General features: G+C 66.0%; 17 protein-coding genes and 2 pseudogenes. 9 read left to right on the top strand and 10 right to left on the bottom strand.

What is annotated here, in order from left to right; all coding sequences use genetic code 11:
- Nucleotides 1–102: 102 nt before the first annotated feature.
- The 8 genes and pseudogenes from QGG75_10755 (at nucleotide 103) to QGG75_10720 (ending at nucleotide 8,911) form a co-directional block, all read left to right on the top strand.
- Nucleotides 103–600, top strand: coding sequence for a hypothetical protein (locus tag QGG75_10755; GenBank protein MDP6067712.1), 498 nt, complete (start codon nucleotides 103–105; stop codon nucleotides 598–600).
- Nucleotides 601–1,347: 747 nt separating this feature from the next.
- Nucleotides 1,348–3,735 carry a penicillin acylase family protein gene (locus tag QGG75_10750; GenBank protein MDP6067711.1) on the top strand — a complete coding sequence of 796 codons (2,388 nt, stop codon included), beginning with the start codon at nucleotides 1,348–1,350 and terminating at the stop codon, nucleotides 3,733–3,735.
- Between the two features lie 290 nt (nucleotides 3,736–4,025).
- Entirely contained in the window at nucleotides 4,026–4,886 is an 861-nt protein-coding gene (motA, locus tag QGG75_10745) for a flagellar motor stator protein MotA (protein MDP6067710.1), read from the top strand.
- 6 nt (nucleotides 4,887–4,892) lie between these two features.
- Nucleotides 4,893–5,784: pseudogene (gene motB, locus QGG75_10740) on the top strand (flagellar motor protein MotB).
- A 65-nt stretch (nucleotides 5,785–5,849) separates the two neighbouring features.
- Entirely contained in the window at nucleotides 5,850–6,452 is a 603-nt protein-coding gene (locus QGG75_10735) for an RDD family protein (protein ID MDP6067709.1), read from the top strand.
- Between the two features lie 41 nt (nucleotides 6,453–6,493).
- A complete protein-coding gene (locus QGG75_10730; protein MDP6067708.1) occupies nucleotides 6,494–6,958 on the top strand; it encodes a thioesterase family protein in 465 nt (154 codons plus the stop codon).
- Between the two features lie 103 nt (nucleotides 6,959–7,061).
- Nucleotides 7,062–7,778, top strand: coding sequence for an arginyltransferase (locus QGG75_10725; protein ID MDP6067707.1), 717 nt, complete (start codon nucleotides 7,062–7,064; stop codon nucleotides 7,776–7,778).
- A gap of 26 nt (nucleotides 7,779–7,804) precedes the next feature.
- Nucleotides 7,805–8,911: a TRAP transporter substrate-binding protein gene (locus QGG75_10720; GenBank protein ID MDP6067706.1), complete on the top strand. Its 1,107-nt coding sequence runs from the start codon at nucleotides 7,805–7,807 to the stop codon at nucleotides 8,909–8,911.
- A 17-nt stretch (nucleotides 8,912–8,928) separates the two neighbouring features.
- Here QGG75_10720 and QGG75_10715 read toward each other — a convergent pair whose 3' ends face one another.
- From QGG75_10715 to QGG75_10690, 6 genes and pseudogenes are all read right to left on the bottom strand, one after another.
- Nucleotides 8,929–10,062 carry a benzoate-CoA ligase family protein gene (locus QGG75_10715; GenBank protein MDP6067705.1) on the bottom strand — a complete coding sequence of 378 codons (1,134 nt, stop codon included), beginning with the start codon at nucleotides 10,060–10,062 and terminating at the stop codon, nucleotides 8,929–8,931.
- Entirely contained in the window at nucleotides 10,026–10,502 is a 477-nt protein-coding gene (locus tag QGG75_10710; protein MDP6067704.1) for an AMP-binding protein, read from the bottom strand. Before QGG75_10710 ends, QGG75_10715 begins: the two co-directional genes overlap by 37 nt.
- Before the next feature lie 47 nt (nucleotides 10,503–10,549).
- The gene (locus QGG75_10705; protein MDP6067703.1) at nucleotides 10,550–12,124 is read right to left on the bottom strand and encodes a benzoate-CoA ligase family protein; all 1,575 of its coding nucleotides are present in this window, start codon (nucleotides 12,122–12,124) and stop codon (nucleotides 10,550–10,552) included.
- Between the two features lie 82 nt (nucleotides 12,125–12,206).
- Nucleotides 12,207–13,823: an AMP-binding protein gene (locus QGG75_10700; protein MDP6067702.1), complete on the bottom strand. Its 1,617-nt coding sequence runs from the start codon at nucleotides 13,821–13,823 to the stop codon at nucleotides 12,207–12,209.
- A 186-nt stretch (nucleotides 13,824–14,009) separates the two neighbouring features.
- Nucleotides 14,010–14,177 (bottom strand): annotated as a pseudogene (locus QGG75_10695) (Rdx family protein).
- Nucleotides 14,178–14,304: 127 nt separating this feature from the next.
- Nucleotides 14,305–15,279, bottom strand: coding sequence for a phosphoribosylaminoimidazolesuccinocarboxamide synthase (locus QGG75_10690; GenBank protein MDP6067701.1), 975 nt, complete (start codon nucleotides 15,277–15,279; stop codon nucleotides 14,305–14,307).
- On the opposite strand from QGG75_10690, the gene QGG75_10685 reads away from it, so the two are divergent.
- Entirely contained in the window at nucleotides 15,241–15,612 is a 372-nt protein-coding gene (locus QGG75_10685; protein ID MDP6067700.1) for a hypothetical protein, read from the top strand. The genes QGG75_10690 and QGG75_10685 overlap by 39 nt on opposite strands.
- On the opposite strand, the gene QGG75_10680 is transcribed toward QGG75_10685, so the two are convergent.
- The 4 genes from QGG75_10680 to QGG75_10665 all read right to left on the bottom strand — a co-directional run bounded on the left by QGG75_10680 (nucleotide 15,561) and on the right by QGG75_10665 (nucleotide 18,752).
- Nucleotides 15,561–16,172: a glutathione S-transferase family protein gene (locus tag QGG75_10680; GenBank protein ID MDP6067699.1), complete on the bottom strand. Its 612-nt coding sequence runs from the start codon at nucleotides 16,170–16,172 to the stop codon at nucleotides 15,561–15,563. The genes QGG75_10685 and QGG75_10680 overlap by 52 nt on opposite strands.
- Nucleotides 16,169–16,582 (bottom strand): OB-fold domain-containing protein, encoded by a 414-nt coding sequence (locus QGG75_10675; GenBank protein MDP6067698.1) that lies wholly within the window; start codon nucleotides 16,580–16,582, stop codon nucleotides 16,169–16,171. The genes QGG75_10680 and QGG75_10675 overlap by 4 nt, the downstream gene beginning before the upstream one ends.
- A 4-nt stretch (nucleotides 16,583–16,586) precedes the next feature.
- Nucleotides 16,587–17,729 (bottom strand): thiolase family protein, encoded by a 1,143-nt coding sequence (locus QGG75_10670; GenBank protein MDP6067697.1) that lies wholly within the window; start codon nucleotides 17,727–17,729, stop codon nucleotides 16,587–16,589.
- Nucleotides 17,730–17,795: 66 nt separating this feature from the next.
- Nucleotides 17,796–18,752 carry a DMT family transporter gene (locus QGG75_10665; protein ID MDP6067696.1) on the bottom strand — a complete coding sequence of 319 codons (957 nt, stop codon included), beginning with the start codon at nucleotides 18,750–18,752 and terminating at the stop codon, nucleotides 17,796–17,798.
- Nucleotides 18,753–19,089: the final 337 nt, after the last annotated feature.

The following is a 19,089-nucleotide window of genomic DNA, read 5'->3' as shown; positions in this document are numbered from 1 at the left end:
TATGGTTCCGAGTTGTGACCCGTTCCGCTACCATTGTGGCCGATTTCGTGAGCCATCCGGGGCATGCCGGACTAGATAGGTGGGGGGAGGCAAATTCCCAACATGAACCAAGCGGAGACCCATTTCCTTTCGGGCGAGGCGGCAGCGGCACTGAACTTGCCCGAGGGGCCGGTCGAGATGAAGGACTTCCTGGCCCGGGCCAGCGAGAAGGCCCAGGCTCTGCCCCTACCCGCCGACTTCACCTTCCGCTGGCTGGGCATCATGTTTGCCTGCCGGGCCCAGGAAACCGACGAGGGCGCCCGCATCCGCATGTTCGCCGAGCTCGGCTACATCCCCTACAGCGCCGAATCCCGCGCCGACCGCCTGCGCACCATGACGCTGCTCAAGCTCAGTGGCCGCCTGGCCGACGGCGATTTCGTCACCGGGCCCCGGCAGTCCCTGCTGTTTCGCAGCGACTTCGCCCTGCCGCTGCCGCTCAATGGCTCGACGCTGTTGGGCAGCATCGCCACCCGCCTTCTCAAGATCAAACCATACCTCGAATTCGGCCTCGACCTGCACGGCGACGGCGGCGAGAGCGACGACGCAGTGGTACATAATTGATCCGAACGGCCCGGATCCAACTGGTAAACCCTAATTCGTGGTTTGCCGCGGCGCCGTCAAAACCTGGCCCGGGAATATCGGCTTCGGATTGCCGATCTGGCGCTCGTTGGCATCGAAGATCAGCGTATAGAGCACACCGTTGCCTTAGCCCGGGCAACCGCTGCGTATCGTAGAGCGCGGTCACAACGGCTTAAACTAAACTGGGGTCGGAGTGGGCTTAAACTGGGGTCGGAGTTGGACTGCAGGGTGCGAGCGATCCCCTGATCAGCGATCATGCGCTTTACGAGGAGCTGGGATCGCAACCGCACGAGCGCCAACGGGCCTACCGGCAGTTCCTTGGTGACACCTCGGCCGACGCGGCGATAGCGGTGTTGCGCGAGGCCACCTTACGGGGCTCGGTGGCGGCCAAGCGAAATTTCCGCCGGTACGTCGAGTTGGTCGTAGGTCGCTCCTTACCCCCCCGCCCGAAAGGCCGACCCCGCCGGAGCCCCGCATCCAGACCGCCGGAGACTGTCGCCGTTCCGGTCTGACAAGCCCAACCGAAGTCGACTTCAGCGAAACCGGCTCTAAACCCACTCCGACCCCGGTTTTCGAAAACCCACTCCGACCCCTTTTTCACGAAACCCCACTCCGACCCCTTTTTCACTCCGATCCCTTTTTTTTGCCGGTGGCGGTGGTTTCAATCGGTTGGGCAATCTGCTTTCATGACGCGCCGGTAAGGGTCGGTTGGTTTGGTGGAGAGAAAACATGGGGTGGTTGTGGCGCGGCCTGATCGTGTTTGTCGCCCTGATCGTGGTAGCGCTGGGCGGCGGCTATTTGTGGCTGCGGGGCTCGCTGCCGTCGCTTTCGGGCGAGGTCGCGGTGGCCGGCCTCGAAGGCCCCGTCGAGATCGTCCGCGACCGCCACGCCGTGCCTCACATCTATGCCGCCAGCAGCGCCGACGCCGCCTTCGGGCTGGGTTACGTCCATGCCCAGGACCGGCTCTGGCAGATGGAGATGAGCCGCCGCATCGGCGCCGGCCGGCTCTCGGAGGTGGTGGGTGCGGCCGGCCTCGGCGTCGATCGCTTCCTGCGCACCCTCAGCGTCTATCACTTCGCCGAGGCCGCCGTGGCCGGGCTCGACATCACCACCCAGGCCCAGCTCGAGGCCTATGCCGCCGGCGTCAACGCCTTCCTGGAAACAAGATCGGGCCCGTTACCGCCCGAGTTCCTCATCCTGGGCCACACGCCGGAGCCCTGGCGGCCGGCCGATTCGCTGGTCTGGGCCAAGATGATGGCCTGGGATTTGGGGGCCAACTGGCGGGGCGAGCTGTTGCGCTCACGGCTCGCCACCAAGGGCAAGCTGACGGCCCGGCAGATCAGCGAGCTCTACCCGCCCTACCCCGGCCAGGCGCCGGTGGCGCTGCCCGACCTGGCGGCGCTATATCGCAAGCTGCCGCTGGAACGTCTCTGGGCCGCGCTGCCGCCCGGGCCCGAGCGCGCCAACGGCTCCAACAACTGGGTGGTGGCCGGCAGCCGCACGCAAAGCGGCAAGCCGCTGCTGGCCAACGACCCCCATCTCGGCCTGACAGCGCCCTCGGTGTGGTATTTCGCCCACCTCGAGGCTCCCGGCCTCAAGGTCATCGGCGCCACGCTGCCCGGCATTCCGGCCGTCGTGCTGGGCCGCAACGCACACATCGCCTGGGGCTTCACCAACACCGGGCCCGATGTCCAGGACCTGTTCATCGAAAAGCTCGACCCCCGGAACGCAAACGCCTACCTCACGCCCGACGGCCCCCGGCCCTTCGAGGTGCGGCGCGAGGTGATCAAAGTCAAGGACGCCGAGCCGGTGATGCTGGAGGTGCGCCTGACGCGGCACGGGCCGGTGATTTCGGACGTCTCCAAGCAGGCCGCCGAGATCGCTTCCGGCCCCTTCGTGCTGGCCATGGCCTGGACCGCGCTAGAGCCAAATGACACCACGGCCCAGGCGCTGATGGGCATGAACCGGGCCCAAAACTGGCCCGAGTTCGTGGCCGCGCTGCGCCACTTCCAGGTGCCGCAGCAGAACATCGTCTACGCCGACACAGACGGCAACATCGGCTACTACGCCCCCGCCCGCGTGCCGCTGCGCAGCCCCCAGAACGAGGTCGGCGGCATGATGCCGGTGCCGGGCTGGCAGGCCAAATACGACTGGCAGGGCTTCGTGCCCTTCGAGGAACTGCCCCAGGCCTTCAATCCGGCCCGCGGCCACGTCGCCACCGCCAACCACAAGATCGTGCCGCCGGGCTATCGCCACTTTATTACGCGCGAATGGGCGCCGCCCTACCGGGCCCGGCGCATCGAGGATTTGCTGGCGGCCGGCGGCAAACACTCGATCGCCAGCTTTCGGCGCTTGCAGATGGACGAGACCTCGCTGATGGCGCGCGACTTCCTGGTGCTGATGCGGCCGGCGCTGGCCCAGGCCAAGGTGGCCGAGGCGGTCAAGACGATGATGGCATCGTGGGACGGCGCCATGGCCCGCGACCGCCCCGAGCCGTTGCTCTTCAGCGCCTGGTACCGCGAACTGACGCGGCTGGTGATGGCCGACGAGTTGGGCACGCTGTTCAAGGACTATTGGGGCCAGCGGCCGCTGTTCATGAATAACGTGCTGAGCACCCAGCGGCACTGGTGCGACAACGTCGCCACGACACCAAGAGAGGGCTGCTCCGAGCTCATCGCCAGCGCCTTGGAACAGGCCGTGGCCGTGCTGGCCGAGGATTTCGGCGACGATCCCACGGCCTGGCGCTGGGGCCAGGCCCACCAGGCCCATTCCGAGCACCGGCCCTTCAGCAAGCAGCCGTTCTTGGGCGATCTTTTCGACATTCGCCTGGCCAATTCCGGCGGCAGCTATGCCGTCAACGCGGCCCGCTTCCGCATCAATAACGCCCAAGCGCCCTATGACAACTATCACGGCCCTTCGTTGCGGGCCATCTACGACCTCTCGCAGCCCGACCGCTCGCTTTACATCCACACCAGCGGCCAGTCGGGCAACCTGTTGTCGCCCCACTACGCCGACTTCGCCGCGCCCTGGCGCGACGGCGAATTCATCGCCATGACCATGCAGCGCCGCGAGATCGAGGCCGGGGCCTTGGGAACCCTGGTGTTGGCGCCCAAATAGGGCCACTCGGCACCCGCCGCCCGCCGGGCCATGGCGCCATATTTTTTGCCGGCCGAGGCCAGTCGTCCATTGATGATCTCCCGAAGACGGGTTAGAACCTTGAAAAGTCAGCGAAAAGACGATTCTTTTTTCGCCTGACGCAGGGTCCATGGCGTTCGCTCGGGGCTGCACGGTGCGGCGCCGTTCGGGGCTTTCTCAATGGGCTGGCGGTGTCTGAAGCGGGAGCCAGACCCCAGATGAAGCAACACCCACGGATCGGGTATTCGCAAGAACGGGAGCCCGAGCGGTAAATGTTTTTCATCGTCGGTTTTGCCATCGTTGTCGGCTCGGTGATGGGCGGCTACCTGCCGCACGGCAGCATCGGCGTGCTGATTCAGCCGCTCGAGGTGTTGATCATCCTCGGTGCCGCGACCGGCGCCTTCATCATTTCCAATCCCAAACCCATCCTGGGCGGCGTGGCCCGCCACTTTTCGCGGGTGCTCAAGGGGCTACCGCACGATCGCGACAGCTATCTCGAACTGCTGACCATGCTCTACACCATCTTCCGCCTGATCAAGTCGAAGGGCATGTTGGCGCTGGAGCCCCACCTCGAGACGCCGGATGACAGCCCGCTCTTTCAGCCCTACCCGATCTTCCTCGGCAACCACCATGCCGTGGAGTTTCTCTGCGACTACCTGCGCCTGATGACCATGGGCACCGATAACCCCAACGAAGTCGAGACCCTACTCGATGTCGACATCGAGACCCACCACAAGGAAGCCCACACCATCGCCCACGCCGTCACCTTGATGTCGGACGGCCTGCCCGCCTTCGGCATCGTCGCCGCGGTGCTGGGTGTCATCGTCACCATGGGCAGCATTACGGAGCCGCCCGAGGTGTTGGGTACGTTGATCGGCGGCGCCCTGGTGGGAACTTTTCTCGGTATCCTCTTTGCCTACGGCCTGGTTGGCCCCATCGGGGTTTCGCTGGGTCACTACGACGATGCCGACAGCAAGTATTTCGAGTGCATCAAGGCGGGACTGCTGGCCCACATGAGCGGCTACGCGCCCGCCGTGTCCATCGAGTTCGCACGCAAGACCCTGTTCAGCCACGTCCGGCCGACCTTTATCGAACTCGAGGATGCGGTGCAGGAAGCACCGGCGGCAGGATAGAACGCCATGGCAGAAGGATCTTCGGGCCCCGGCCCGCCCATCATCAAGAAGGTCAAGAAGATCACCGGCGGGGGCCCACCACGGCGGCGCCTGGAAAGTGGCCTACGCCGACTTCGTCACCGCCATGATGGCCTTCTTCCTGCTGCTCTGGCTGCTTAACGTCACCACCGATGAGCAAAAGAGCGGCATCGCCGACTATTTCCAGCCCACCATCGCCAGTCTGTCGCGCAGTGGCGCCGGCGGCGTCGGCGGCGGCCGGACGATTTCCGATGAAGGTGCCAAGAGCTCCGACACCGCCCCCACCGTGGTGGTCGAACTGGCGCCGCCTTCGTTCGAGCCGCCGGCCGAGGGCAAGGCGACGGATTCGCAGCTCGAGGAATACAAGGCGCAGTTGGAGCAGGATGCCTTCGAGGACGCCCAGCTCAAGCTCGATATGGCCATGGAACAGACGCCGGAGATGCAAGAGTTCCAGGAGAACATCAAGATCGACATGACCGACGAAGGCATGCGCATCCAAATCGTCGACCAGGAGGGCGGCTCGATGTTCAAGAGCGGCAGCGCCGAGATGGCGGCGACGACCAAGAGGGTGCTGGAACAGATCGCCAAGGTGATCCAGAAACTGCCCAACTCGATCTCCATCGCCGGCCACACCGACGCCTCGCCCTTCGACCGCCGCGGCTACACCAACTGGGAGCTCTCGACCGACCGCGCCAACGCCAGCCGACGCGCCCTGATCGGCGCCGGGATCGAGCTCGATCGCGTAGTCAAGGTCATCGGCAACGCCGACATGGACCCACTGTCGCCGGAAGACCCCTTTGCCGCCCACAACCGACGCATCAGTATCGTGCTGCTGCGCGAAGTGCCGGTGCTGCCGCCGGAGCTGCAAAAAAAGAGATAGCGCCAGGCCTCGTTCGACCCCACCTATGGCTGACAGGGCGGGCAAAACGGCAGGGAGGGAGGCATTTGGAGAGCTCACCGGATCATCCCGGCAAGGCAGCACGGCCGGGCCCCATCAGCTTGGGCCCCGGCGGCATCGAGGCCACGCTCGACGGCCGCCGAGAGAGCTCGAACCGGGGAAACTCCTTTTGGAGCGGCCTCGGGCACAGCCTGAGCGGCGGCCGCGAAGCCGAGTTTCGCGCCCCGCTGTTCGCCGGCATCGTGGTGCGCCGCATGGCCGCCTACATCGTCGACCTGATCCTTCTCGGCATTATCTGGTGGGCCCTGGCGGCGGCCGCCTCGATCATTGGCCTCATCACCTTCGGGCTGACGGTGCCGCTGACGGCGCTGGCGCTCGCCGTGGTGCCTTTGGCCTACCACAGCTTGACCATCGGCGGCCCCTGGTCGGCCACGCCGGGCATGCGGCTGTGGGGGCTGCGGGTGCGTACGCTGGAGGGCCAAAACCCCGACTTCGCCCACGCCGCCATTCAGACCGTGGTCTTCTACGTCACAGTCGGCGCCACCAGCTCGCTGGTGCTGCTGTTGGCGCTTTTCAACGACCGCGGCCGCACACTGCACGATTTACTCAGCGGCCTGATCGTGGTGCGCCTGATGCCAGAGCCTGACTAGGCGCGCTTGGCAAGCGGCGTCGGGCTGCGCATAGTGGCGCCATGAACGATTCCAGCCAGCCCTCCCAGGCCGTCCAGGCCGAGGTGGCCGTCGATTTCAGCGATCCGCGGAGCTATCGCCACTGGTGCCGCGACATCATCCGCTTTGCCGACCTCGACGCCGGCGGGCACGTCAACAACACCGCCTTCGCCACCTTTTTCGAAACCGGCAGGGTGAACTTTTTCGCCGACGCCCGGGGCCGCGGCCGGGCCGCGCACGAACCGGTCCTGGCGGTGCGCCTGACCTTCGAGCTCAGGAGCGAGCTCTTCTATCCCGGCGAGGTCGACATCGCCACCAAATTGACGCGGCTGGGCAACAGCTCACTGACGCTCAACCAGGGGCTGTTCGAAGCGGGTCAGTGTGCCGCTACCGCAGAGTGCGTCATGGTCATGGTCGATCCCGTGGGGCGCAAGCCCAAGCGGATTCCAGATGCGCTTCGCCAAAAGATGCTCGAAGTCGCGGGATGAGCGCCCCGGCGGTGCAACCTTGCCGCACCGACGGTTTCGCGCTAGCTATTGGTAAGGGGCCGACTGGCGGCCCGCCAATTCGCCTGGAGACAACGGCCCAACCATGAAGCCAGCCCTCGACAGCGGACCTCGGAGGTTCTTCGCGACGCCGCGAACGTCGTGCCCCTACCTCGACGACCGGCTGGAGCGCAAGGTGTTTACCGAACTGGGCGGCAACGAAGCGGCCGACCTGCACGACGCCCTGGCGACGGCCGGCTTCCGGCGCAGCCAGAACATCGTCTACAAGCCCCTGTGCGACGGCTGCGCGTCTTGTGTCGCGATCCGCGTGCGCTCGCTCGAGTTCCAGCCGCGGCGCTGGATGCGGCGGGTCACCAGGTGCAATGCCGACCTGGTGGCCGAGTCTCGGCCACCGGTCGCCACGCAGGAACAGTTTGCCCTCTTTCGCCGCTACCTGACGTGGCGCCACGACGATGGCGGCATGGCCGACATGAACTATGCCGAGTACCGCTCCATGGTCGAGGATACGCCCATCGTCACCCGCCTGATCGAGTACCGCGATAGCGCCGGCGAGTTGCAAGGTGGCTGCCTCACCGATCTGATGACGGACGGCCTATCGCTGGTTTACAGTTTCTTCGCGCCCGAGCGCAACGACAAGAGCCCGGGTTCGGCCATCATCCTGTGGCACATCGACTGGGCTCGTTCTCTGGGGCTGCCCTTCGTCTATCTCGGCTACTGGATCGCCGAAAGCCCGAAAATGGCTTACAAGATCCGCTTTGCCCCCCTCGAGGTGTTGGGCCGCGAGGGCTGGGAGCAACGCTGAACCCGTCCACGGAGGGGAAAAGAGCCATGAAACGGCGCCAGATGCTCAAGGCAGCGGTGGGCGGCGGCGTCGCAGCGGCGGCCGGGGCAGCAGTTTCGCGGACCGCTCCAGCCCTGGCCCAGGGCCGGCGCGAGTTGACCATGGTCACCACCTGGCCCAGGAACTTCCCCGGCCTGGGCACCTCGGCCGAGCGGCTGGCGCGCCGCATAACGGCGGCCAGCGACGGTGCCCTGCGGATCCGCGTCTTTGGTGCCGGCGAAAAACTGGCGCCTTTCGATAGCTTCGCCGCCGTCTCGCGTGGCGAGATCGACATGTACCACGCCCACGAGCACTATTGGGTCGGCCAGTCGCCGGCCTACGCCTTCTTTGCCGCCGTCCCCTTCGGCCTAACGGCGGCCGAGATGAACGCCTGGATCTACTGGCACGGCGGCCAGGCGCTGTGGGACGAATTGGCCGCCGGCCATAACATCAAATCCCTGCTGGCCGGCAACACAGGAGCCCAGATGGGCGGCTGGTTCGGCCGCGAGATCGCCGGCTTGGAGGACCTGAACGGCCTGCGCTTCCGCATTCCCGGGCTTGGCGGCGAGGTGCTGCGGCGCCTCGGCGCCGAGGCCGTGAGCCTGCCCGGCGGTGAGATCTTCCCGGCGTTGCAGGCCGGAAAGATCGACGGCACGGAGTGGCTGGGGCCCTGGAACGACCTGGCGTTCGGCTTCCACCGGGTGGTGCGGAACTACTACTACCCGGGCTTCCACGAGCCCGGCACGGCCCTGGCGCTGGGCCTCAACAAAGGGCTTTGGGATGGCCTCGATGAGGCCAGCCGCCAGCTCATCGCCAACGCAACCGCCGCCGAGAACGTCATCACGCTGGCCGAATTCGACACCATGAACGCGGCGGCGCTGGAAATACTGAGCTATCGTCACGGCGTGCAACTGAGGCGCCTGCCCGACGAGGTGCTGCGGGCTATGGGCCGCGTATCCGGCGAGGTGGTGGCGGAATTCGGCGCCACCGACGCGCTTTCGAGGCGCATCTACCAAAGCTTCATCAAGGCCCGCAAGGCAGCCATCGGCTGGTCCAAATACGGCCAGGGCAGCTTCACCGAGGCCCGCGCGCTGCGCTTCAAGTACAGCGACTGAGCGATGCGGCGGGCGCTTTATGCCCTGAGCACGAAGCGCTGGATCTTGCCGGTCGCCGTCTTGGGTAGGTCTTCGACGAAGTTGATCCAGCGTGGGTACTTGTACTTGGCTAGGCCCTGCTTGCAGTGTGCCGTCAGTTCGGCCGAGGTTTCGTCGCCCGCATCGCCCGGATCGTTGAGCACGACGTAGGCTTCCGGCTTGATCATGCCCTGATCGTCGGCCCGGCCGACCACGGCGGCCTCAAGCACCTTGGCGTGCTCGATCAGGGTATCCTCGATCTCGAATGGCGAGACCCAGATGCCGCCCACCTTGAGCATGTCGTCCGAACGTCCGGCGAAATAGAAATAGCCGTCTTCATCGCGGCTGAAGGTATCGCCGGTGTCGAGCCACGCGCCCGTTCTTGTCGCGGCCGTCTTTTCCGGATTGTTCCAATAGCGAGCCGCCGCCGAGGGACCCTTGACCAGCAGTCGCCCGGCCTCGCCGTGGGGCAGCTCATTGCCTTCGGCGTCGACCACCTTGGCCTCGTAGCCCGGCACCGGCAGCCCGGTGGAGCCGGGCTTGGGTGTACCGGGGCGGTTGCAGATGAAGATATGGGCGAATTCGGTGGAACCGATGCTGTCGAGGATGTCGACGTCGAACTTCTGCTGCCAGCGCCTGAGCACGTCGATGGGCAGCGGCTCGCCGCCCGAGACGCAACAACGGATCGAACTCATGTCGCGCTCTTCGTCCCGCAGCGAATGCAGCATCGTGGCGCACAGCGTGGGCACGGCGAAAAACAACGTCGGCCGAAAGTTTTCCACGCAGTCGAACATGTCGGCCGGCGTCGGCGGCCCGGCGAACAGCGTCGAGGCGGCGCCGACGTAGGCCGGCATGTAGAAGCCACAGCCCAGGCCATAGCCGAAGAAAAGCTTGGGCGCCGAAAAGCACCGGTCATCCTCGGTCATGCCCAGCGTGTCGGCGGCATAGTGCTGGCCCAGCGCGATCATGGTCTGGTGGCGGTGCACGGTGCCCTTGGGGTTGCCGGTGCTGCCCGAGGAATAGAGCCAGAAAGCATCGCTCTCGGCGCTGCCGGGGGCTGTCTCCAGCTCTACGGGGGCTTCGGCCAACAGGGTCGTCAGCGACCTGCCCTCGCCTTCCACCACGAGTCCCATGTCGCTCCGCCCATGGCGTCCAGCGCCGCCTCGACTTCGGCTGCAAAGGCCTGGCTGTAGACCACCGCCTTGCAGCCCGGATCCTCGAAGGTGAATTGGTAGTCCTTGGCCTTCCACATGGTATTGAGCGGCACCGGCACGATGCCGGTCTTGATGGCACCGGTGAACAGGTAGAAGAATTCGAAGCAATCCATAACCACCATCAGCACGCGGTCGCCGGGTTCGAGGCCAAGCCCGAACAGCACGTTGCCGCAGCGATTCTGGCGCTCGGCCAGTTGGCTGTAGGTCAACTCGCCGGCCGCCGAACGCGAAAACACCTTGTCGCCGCGGCCTTCCTCGAGATGACGGTCCACCAGGATCCAGGAACAATTGAAGTTGTCGGCGTAGGTGATGACGGTCGGCGTTTCGCTGCTATCGATTGTCAGCGTGTGGTCTCTCATGTGGTCGTCCTTCCTCTCCCCCCGGTTTGCGGTCCCTCCCGGTATGTTCAGCCACGCAGCACGAAACGCCTGATCTTGCCCGTGGCCGTCTTGGGCAGGTCCTCGGCGAAATTGATCCAGCGCGGGTACTTGTACTTGGCCAGGGTCTGCTTGCAGTGCGCCATCAACTCGGCCGCGGTCTGGTCGCCGGCATCGCCCGGATCGTTGAGCACCACGTGGGCTTCCGGCTTGATCATGCCCTGGTCATCGGCCCGGCCGACCACGGCCGCCTCCAGCACCTTGGGGTGATCGACCAGGGTGTCCTCGATCTCGAAGGGCGAGACCCAGATGCCGCCGACCTTGAGCATGTCGTCGGAGCGCCCGGCGAAATAGAAGTAGCCCTCGTCGTCGCGGCGGAAGGTGTCGCCGGTGTCGAGCCATTCGCCCTTCATGGTGGCGGCGGTCTTCTCGGGATTGTTCCAGTAGCGCGGCGCCGTCGAGGGACCCTTGACGATCAGGCGGCCATCCTCGCCGTGGGGCAGCTCATTGCCCTCGGCGTCGACGATCTTGGCCTCGTAGCCCGGTACCGGGAGGCCGGTGGAGCCGGGTTTGGGCGCGCCCGGGCGGTTGCCGATGAAGATGTGGGCGAGCTCGGTCGAGCCGATGCTGTCGAGGATGTCGACGCCGAACTTCTGCTGCCAGCGCCTGAGCACGTCGGCCGGCAACGGCTCGCCGCCCGAGACGCAGACCCGGATCGAGCTCAAATCGCGTTCCTCGTCGGCCAGCGCGTGCAGCATGGCGGCATAGAGCGTCGGCACGGCAAAGAAGAGGGTGGGTCGAAAGCGTTCGATGCAGTCGAACATGTCGGCCGGTGTCGGCGGGCCGCTGAAGAAGGCCGAGGCGCCGCCGTTCCAGGCCGGGAAATAGAAGGTGCAGCCCAGGCCATAGGCGAAAAAGAGCTTGGGCGCCGAAAAACAGACGTCGTCCCCGGTCATGCCCAAGGTGTCCTGGGCGTAATGCTGGGCCGAGGCGATCATGTCGCGCTGGCGGTGCACGGTGCCCTTGGGATTGCCGGTACTGCCGGACGAATAAAGCCAGAAGGCATCGCCCTCGGCCGTCGCCGGGGCACGTTCGAGATCGCTGGACGCGGCCTCCAGCAGCGTCGTCAGCGAGCGTCCCTCGCCTTCTATGGCCAGCCCCATGTCGGCCCGGCCCATGGCCTCGAGCGCCGCCTCGACCTCGGTGGCGAAGGCGGCCGAATAGACCACCGTCTTGCAGCCCGAATCCACGAAAGTGAACTGGTAGTCCTTGGCCTTCCACATGGTGTTGAGCGGCACCGGCACGATGCCGGCCTTGATGGCGCCGCAGAAAAGATAAAAGAACTCGAAGCAGTCCATCACCACCATCAGCACCCGGTCGCCGGGCTCGAGGCCGAGGCCGAGCAGAACGTTGCCGCAGCGGTTTTGGCACTCAGCCAGTTCGCCATACGTCAGCTCGCCCTCGGCCGATCGCGAAAAAACCTTGCCGCCGCGGCCCTCCTCGAGGTGGCGGTCGACCAGGCCCCAGGAGCAATTGAAATTGTCGGCGTAGGTGATGACGGTCGGCGTGACAGCGCTGTCGACCTCGAGCGTGTGATCCTTCATGGCGCGTTCCCTCCTCCCCCAGGTGGCCGCGAAGCCAGCCCAACTATGCGGCAAGTCGGGGCCCCGGACAACGCCGCTAGAATTACCCCTTGCCTTTGCGCTTGCGTTCCCTGAGGTCGAAACAGCCTTCCAGGGCGGTGGGATCCTCGTCGGCGGCGAAAAGTTCCGTCTTCTGCACCTTTTGCGTTCCGGTGGTCGGCAGGCTGTCGCGAAAGAGCACGTAGCCCGGCGCCTTGAAGTAGGCGAGCTGGCCGTGGCACCAGTCGAAGAGCCGGTTGGCCAGGGCTTCGTCGGCGGCCTGGCCGGGCATGGCGACAATGCAGGCCATGACCTCTTCCTCGCGCAGCGCGTCGGGCACGGCGATGACGGCGGCCTGGGCCACCGCCTCGTCGGCCTGCAACACGGCTTCGATCTCGGCCGCTGCGATGTTTTCGCCGGAGCGGCGGATGATGTTCTTCTTGCGATCGACGAAAAAAAGCATGCCCGAGGCGTCCTGGCGCACCACGTCACCGGTATGGAACCAGCCGCCCTGCCAGGCCTCCTCCGTGGCGTCCTCGTTCTTGAGGTAGCCTGAGAAAAATCCGTCGCGCGGATCGGGGCCGTGGAATCGCACCAAGAGCTCGCCGTCCTGGCCGGTTGCCACGTCGTTGTCGTCGTCATCCACGACGCGGGCCTCGAAGCCCTTCATGGGACGGCCGAAGGCGCGGGTGCCGATCGCTCGGGGCTCGGCCATGTCGGCGAACACCCGGCCCGTCTCGGTCATGCCCCAGAGCTCCATCAGGGGAAAGCCGAAGCGTTCCTCGAAGGCCCGGTGGTGTTCGGGATCGACGCCGGCACCGAACCCCACCTTGACCTGATGCGCCGAATCTTCGGGCACCGGCGGCAGGTTGAGCAGCATCGGCGGCACCACGCCGAGATAGTGGATCGCCGTGGCCCGCGTGGCGATGACGTCTTGCCACCAGCTCTTGGGATGGAAGCGGTCGGGTGATATCAAACAGCAACCCGAGAGCATCACCCCGGTCGCCGTTACCGCCAGCGCATTCATGTGGAAGAGCGGCAGGGGATTGAGGATGCGCTCGACCCCGGGTTCCAGCGTGCCGACGCCGCCCACGTCGAGGTAAAATTCCCCGGCGTTGAGGAAATAGTGGTTCGAGAGCATGCAGCCCTTGGGCCGGCCGGTGGTACCCGAGGTGTACAGCAGCGCGCATTCCGTGGCCCGGCCGGGCTGGGTCGCCAAAGGCGCCGGCCTGGTCGGCGGCGGCAGCGTCTGGGGCAGGCTTGCGGCATCGACTACCGGCAAGGGCTTCTCCCGCTCGGCCGCCACGGACTCGAGATCGCCCACCCGGCTCGAGATCGAGACCACGATCTCGGCCTCGGAATGATCCAAAAGATAAAGCATCTCGTCGTGGCGGTAGTCGGGATTGACCGGCACGATCGAGACGCCCAGGACATTGAGGGCCAGGAAGTGCTGGAAGAACTCGGGCCGGTTCTCCATCAGCAGCGCCGCCCGGTGGCCGTGGCCGTAGCCGGCCGCCCGGTAGCGCTGGGCGAGATCGAGGGCGGCGTCGAAAAATTCCCGATAGCTGAATTCGCCGCCCCCCGGCAGATAATCGCGCCCGGCCGCCGCCGGCACGCAGAAGAACGGCGCCTCGGGGCTCCGGTCGGTGGTGGCGGCAAAGGCCTCGAATACCGTTTCCATGGCGCTCTCCTTGTCGTGGCCCTAGGCCGCGCCTAAGTTTCTTGGTTGGCGGAAATCAAAGCAGCCGGCCAGCCGGCGGGGATCGACGTCGGTGGCAAAAAGCTTCGTCTTTTGGACCTTCTGGGTTCCGGCAGCCGTTCGGCGCTGGCCGAAATGGCCGCCAAAATAATCTCGAAAGTCACGTCGTCAGGACACCAGTGCCCGAACCTCGTCGTCCTCGGGAAAGCGCCCAACCTGCGTTTTGGAGAACTTCAGGGCGCTGTCGACGGTGATCTCGAACATGCCGGCGCCGCCACCGATCAACTCGACCTCGGCCTCGGGAAGCTGCCGCTGGATGAGCTCCCTCGCACGGAGGGCCTGCGGTTTGTAGTTTCACTGAACGCAGTATTCGATTTCGATCTTCATGGTTTCCCCGTCGCTGGCGTCAGGACTGGCGGCAAAGCTAGCGCAAATATCCGGCGATTGGAAATACCGGGTGCGCCTAGAAATAGGCCTCCAGATTGCGCCGGATGCGCTGCAGCACCGAGCCGTCGCTCTTCTCGGGGCTGAACTCCTGGCCGGTCACGGTCTCATAGAGCCGCACGTAGCGCTGGCTGAACTCGACGATGGTCTCGGCCGGTATCTCGGGGATGGGATCCTTGTAGGGATCGCAGCGCTGGTTCACCCAAAGGCGCAGGAATTCCTTGTCCAGGCCGTCCGGGTCGCGGCCCGCGGCCAGGCGCTCGGCGTAGCTCTCGGCCAGCCAGTAGCGGCTCGAATCAGGCGTCAGGATCTCGTCGGCCAGGCAGACGTTGCCGTTTGCGTCGAGGCCGAATTCGAACTTGGTATCGACCAGGATCAGGCCCTGGCGCGCCGCCAACTCGCGGCCGCGGGCGAAAATCGCCAGCGAAAGTGCCGCCAGCTCGTCCCAGCGCGCCTGGCCGAGCAAGCCCTCCGCCACGATCTCGGCCGGCGTCACGGGGGCATCGTGTTCGCCCTGGGCGGCCTTGGTGGTCGGCGTCAGGATGGTCTCGGGCAGCTTCTGGTTCTTGACCAGGCCGTCGGCAAAACGGATGCCGTACATCTCGCGCGCGCCGCCCTGGTACATGGGCCAGATCGAGGTATTGGTCGATCCGGTGAGGTAGTCGCGCACCACCATTTCCACCGGCAGCATGTCGAGCTGCTGGCAGACCAAAACATTGGGGTCGGGATATTCGATGACGTGGTTGGCGCAGATGTCGCGCGTGGCGTCGAACCAGTAGCGCGAGGTCTGGGTCAGCACCTGGCCCTTGAAGGGCACCGCCGCCAGGTTCTTGTCGAAGGCGCTTTGGCGGTCACTGGCCACCAGGATCATGCGGCCGTCGGCCAGGCGATAGGTGTCGCGGACCTTGCCCGCCACGTGGTTGGGAAGCTCGGCGATGGTGGCATCGGTGAGGACATGGCCGAGCTCGGCCCGGATGCGGTCTTTGTCGATCATGATGCTGTCATAGCCGGAAGCCCCGGCCACCGCAACGCCGCACTGGGCTCGGCTGTGCCTGGGTCAGGGATGCGCTATATTCAGCCCATGGCAACAATAGGCAGGTATTTGGCCGGCTGGCCCGGCGAGGCGATCGTGATGGCGCTTGGAATCGTCCTGGCGATGGTGCCTCTGGCGCTTTGGTTCGCCTGGACCGAGACACTTTTCTTTGCCGTTCTCGGCATCGGCGCCGGCTCATTTACGCTGATTTACCTGCTCGGCCGGATCAGCGCCCCGGACCCTCAGGGCCTGGTGGCAGCGAAGCTCGGGCGTTCGCAGAAGCGCTCGAAATAGGCCGCCAGCGCCGGGTTGGCGGCCAGCTCGGCCTCGCCCTCGGGGAAGCCTTTGGCTGCCACCAGCATGGGCATGACGAAGCAATCCGCCAGGCTAAGGCTGGGGCCGCCGAGAAAGCCTTCGGCCACGCCCGCTTCCAGGCTGGCATACATTTTCGCGAAGCGCTTGACGGCCTTGTCGATCCTGTGGCGCACGACGTTGCCTTCGTCGTCCTTGTGGAAGAGGTATTCGATGACGTACTGGCGCATCAGCAACTGATCCACCGAAGTGGCGCAATAGGCCACCCAGCGATCGATCTGGGCCGCTGCACGGGGCTCGTCCGGCACCAGGGCCGGGCCCGCGAAAGCGCGGTCGATATAGCGCGCGATGGCTTGCGATTCGGAAAGCTCCAGCCCCTCGTGGCGCATCACCGGAACCAGGCCCAGGGGATGGATGGCCTTGACCTCGTCGGAATGGGGCCGGGCAGGCTCGAGCTCATAGGCCACGCCCTTTTCCTCGGCCACCAGGCGCACGGTGCGCACGAAGTTGGAGCCGGGAATACCGATGATTTCCAGGATCATGACGGATTCTCCACTCTGTTGTTGGCCGGCCGGAACAGTACCCGATCGTCACCCGGAAACACGGGCTCGAGCGCCAGGCCGATTTGCAGTTCCTGATCTTCGACCTCGATCAGGTTCGAAACCAGCCGCACCCCAGGCGCCTCGGCAAAGGCAACCAGCGCCACGATGTAGGGCGGCCGCTGGGCAAAACCGGGGTCGAAGGCATAGCGCACCACGGTCCAGGAATAAAGATCCCCGGGCCCGGCCACCTCCTGCCAGGCGATGTCGCCGCCCTGGCAGTGGGGGCAGTGCTTCAGGGGATACCAATGGAAGCGCCCACAACCCCGGCAGCAGGGAAAGGCGAGCTTCCGCCGGCCCAGCCCGGCAAAGAAGCCCGCGAACTCGGGCGCCCGGGGGATCTCCTCTGCCATGGCCTCAGTTGCCCAGCACCATGACGCCGTAATCGGGGCTGGCGAGCGCGCCAACGAGCCCGATCTTGGCCTCGCTAACCTGCGCTCCCGCCTCGCCGCGCAACTGGCGCACGGCCTCGACGACGTGCTCGATGCCGACGCAGTAGCTGTAGGACAAAAGCCCGCCGTGGGTGTTCACGGGCAAGCCGCCGTCGCTGGTGATGCCGCGGTCGCGAATGAAGGCCGCCGCCTCGCCCTTGGCGCAAAAGCCCAGATCCTCGATTTGCAGCAGCGCCGAAATGGTGAAGCAGTCGTAGATCTCGGCGAAATCGACATCCTCCGGGCCGATGCCGGCGCGCTGGAAGGCCTGTTTGGCGGCCGCCGCGGCGCCGGGGATCTCGAGCGGCTCGGGCAACTGGGTGAAAACGTCGTCGCCGCTGATGCCGGGCGAGGCAAAGCCCGTGCCCAGCACCTGGATCGGCGCCTTGGCGCAATCGCCGGCGCGCTCGGTCGAGGTCATGACATAGGCCCCGGCGCCATCGCTGAGCAGGCAGCAATCGGCGGCGCGCAGCGGATCGGCGATGGGCCGGCTGGCCAGATAGTCCTCCAGCGTCATGGGCTCCCGGGCCTGGGCCCGGCCGTTTCGCCGCGCGTTCTGGCGCTGGGCCAGGGCAATCAGTGCCAAGTCGTCCTCGGCCAGGCCGTAAAGGTGCCGGTAGCGCTGGGCCCAGAGCGCGAAATAGGTGGGCTGGCCGGTGAAGCCGTAGGGCTTCTCGAAAGCCCGCTTCGCCGGATAGACGTCATGAAAGGCATAGGCGCCGGCCTGGCTGCCCCAGTCGACGCCGAAGTAGCAGACCACGACATGCGCCAGCCCCGCCGCAAGCGCCGCCCCGGCCAGCAGCGGCGCCGAAACCGTGCCGGCGCCGCCCAGCGACGTCGTGGCATGAAAGCCGAGATCCACCCCCAACTGCGCCGCCAGCCACTGGTGCGGCACGGTCTGGGGCATGATGCCGGATTCGCTGATCAATCCGTCGACGTCGTGCGGCGCCAGGCCGGCATCGTCGAGCGCCGCACTGACGGCCTCGAGCACCAGCCCACGGAGATCGCTCTCGGAGCGCCGCGCCGGCGGCGTTTCGCCGACGCCGACGATGGCAAGGGGGGCGTTCATGGCGGCAATGGTAGCGGATGGCGGCGCGCCGCGCCAAGCGGGCGACGACGATAAGCAAACCCGCCGTCAAACCGGTCCGGCCAATCGCCCCCTGACCACGACGCGGCGCGAGACCCGCACCTGGTACAAAGTTCGAGCGAAAACGGCGGCCATGATCAGGGAGCCTCCGGCCAGGGTCCAGGTGCTCGGCGTCTCGTTGACGAACAACCACACCCAAACCGGCCCCAAGGCAAACTCCAGCAACATAAAGAGCGTAACTTCCGCCGCAAACAGGTAGCGGGTGGCGGCGATAAAGAAAATATTTCCGATGCCGGAAAGCAGGCCGCCCCAGATGAAACACAAGCCCAGGTCCCACCAGGAAATGGACCAGTCGCCGATCCTGACCAAAAGCGCGACGGCACACAGCATGATGGCCGACAGCAGGTAGGCCGGCAGCATGTCGATGTGCCGGTGGCGGCGGATGATCACGGCATAGCCGGAAAACCCGAAGGTGGTAACCAGGGCCATGGCATTGCCGTAGAGCGATCCACCGCCCACACCCTCGGCCAGCATGACGGCGACGCCGGCCGCGGCCCCGATCATGGTGACGACGGTGACGCGGCTCAGCCCTTCGCGCAAAAAGACCCAGGCCAGCGCCGCCGTGACGAAGGGGATGGCGCTGAGGGTAAAGAGGGTATTGGCAACCGTGGTCGTGGTCAGGGCCTGCATGAAGGCGATGCCGGCCATGGCCAGCAGGCCGGCGCCGAAGATGCCCGGCCAGCCGATACGAACGAATTGCCGGGCGGCGCCTCCCCGGTAGCGCAGCAGGAACACCACGGCCACCACGGCGGCGGTGGACAGCGAGCGGTGGATATTGATCTGCCAGGCGTCGGCGTCTTCCATGTAGCGGCTGATCAAGCCGCCGAAACTGATGGCGAAGGAGGCGATGGCCACCAGCACCATGCCCCTGAGGCGGTCACGCTGGCTGATTTCAGGCGGCGCTGCGGATCCTGGGTCTTGGAGATCCTTCGCAGACGTCACCATCAAAAACCATCCCTACCCGCCCGGCATCTTTCCTGCCGGCCGGAGACGGAGCGGCATCGAAGCCGAAGTCCCAGGCGGCGGGCACACGCTAGCCCGCATTTCTCTCCGGGTCACGGCCTGCGTCGCCCCCAGGTGATGCGATCCGGAAGGAAAAGGCTGAAGATCGTAGCGGGACTACGTTCTTCAGTCTTTTCCGTAGCGGACGCGCGGCTGGGGGCGACCCTTCGGGCGGGGGGGGGGGGGCCCCCCCGGGGGTGGGGGGGGGTGGGGGCGGGGGCCACCACCCCCCCGGCCCGGGGGGGACACAGAGGGGGGCCCCCCCCCCCCCCCCCCCCCG

It is taken from the genome of Alphaproteobacteria bacterium (genome assembly GCA_030740435.1).
Lineage (GTDB): Bacteria > Pseudomonadota > Alphaproteobacteria > UBA2966 > UBA2966.
The sequence above is the reverse complement of the archived record's forward strand: the minus strand, read 5'-3'. Positions and strand labels throughout refer to the sequence as shown.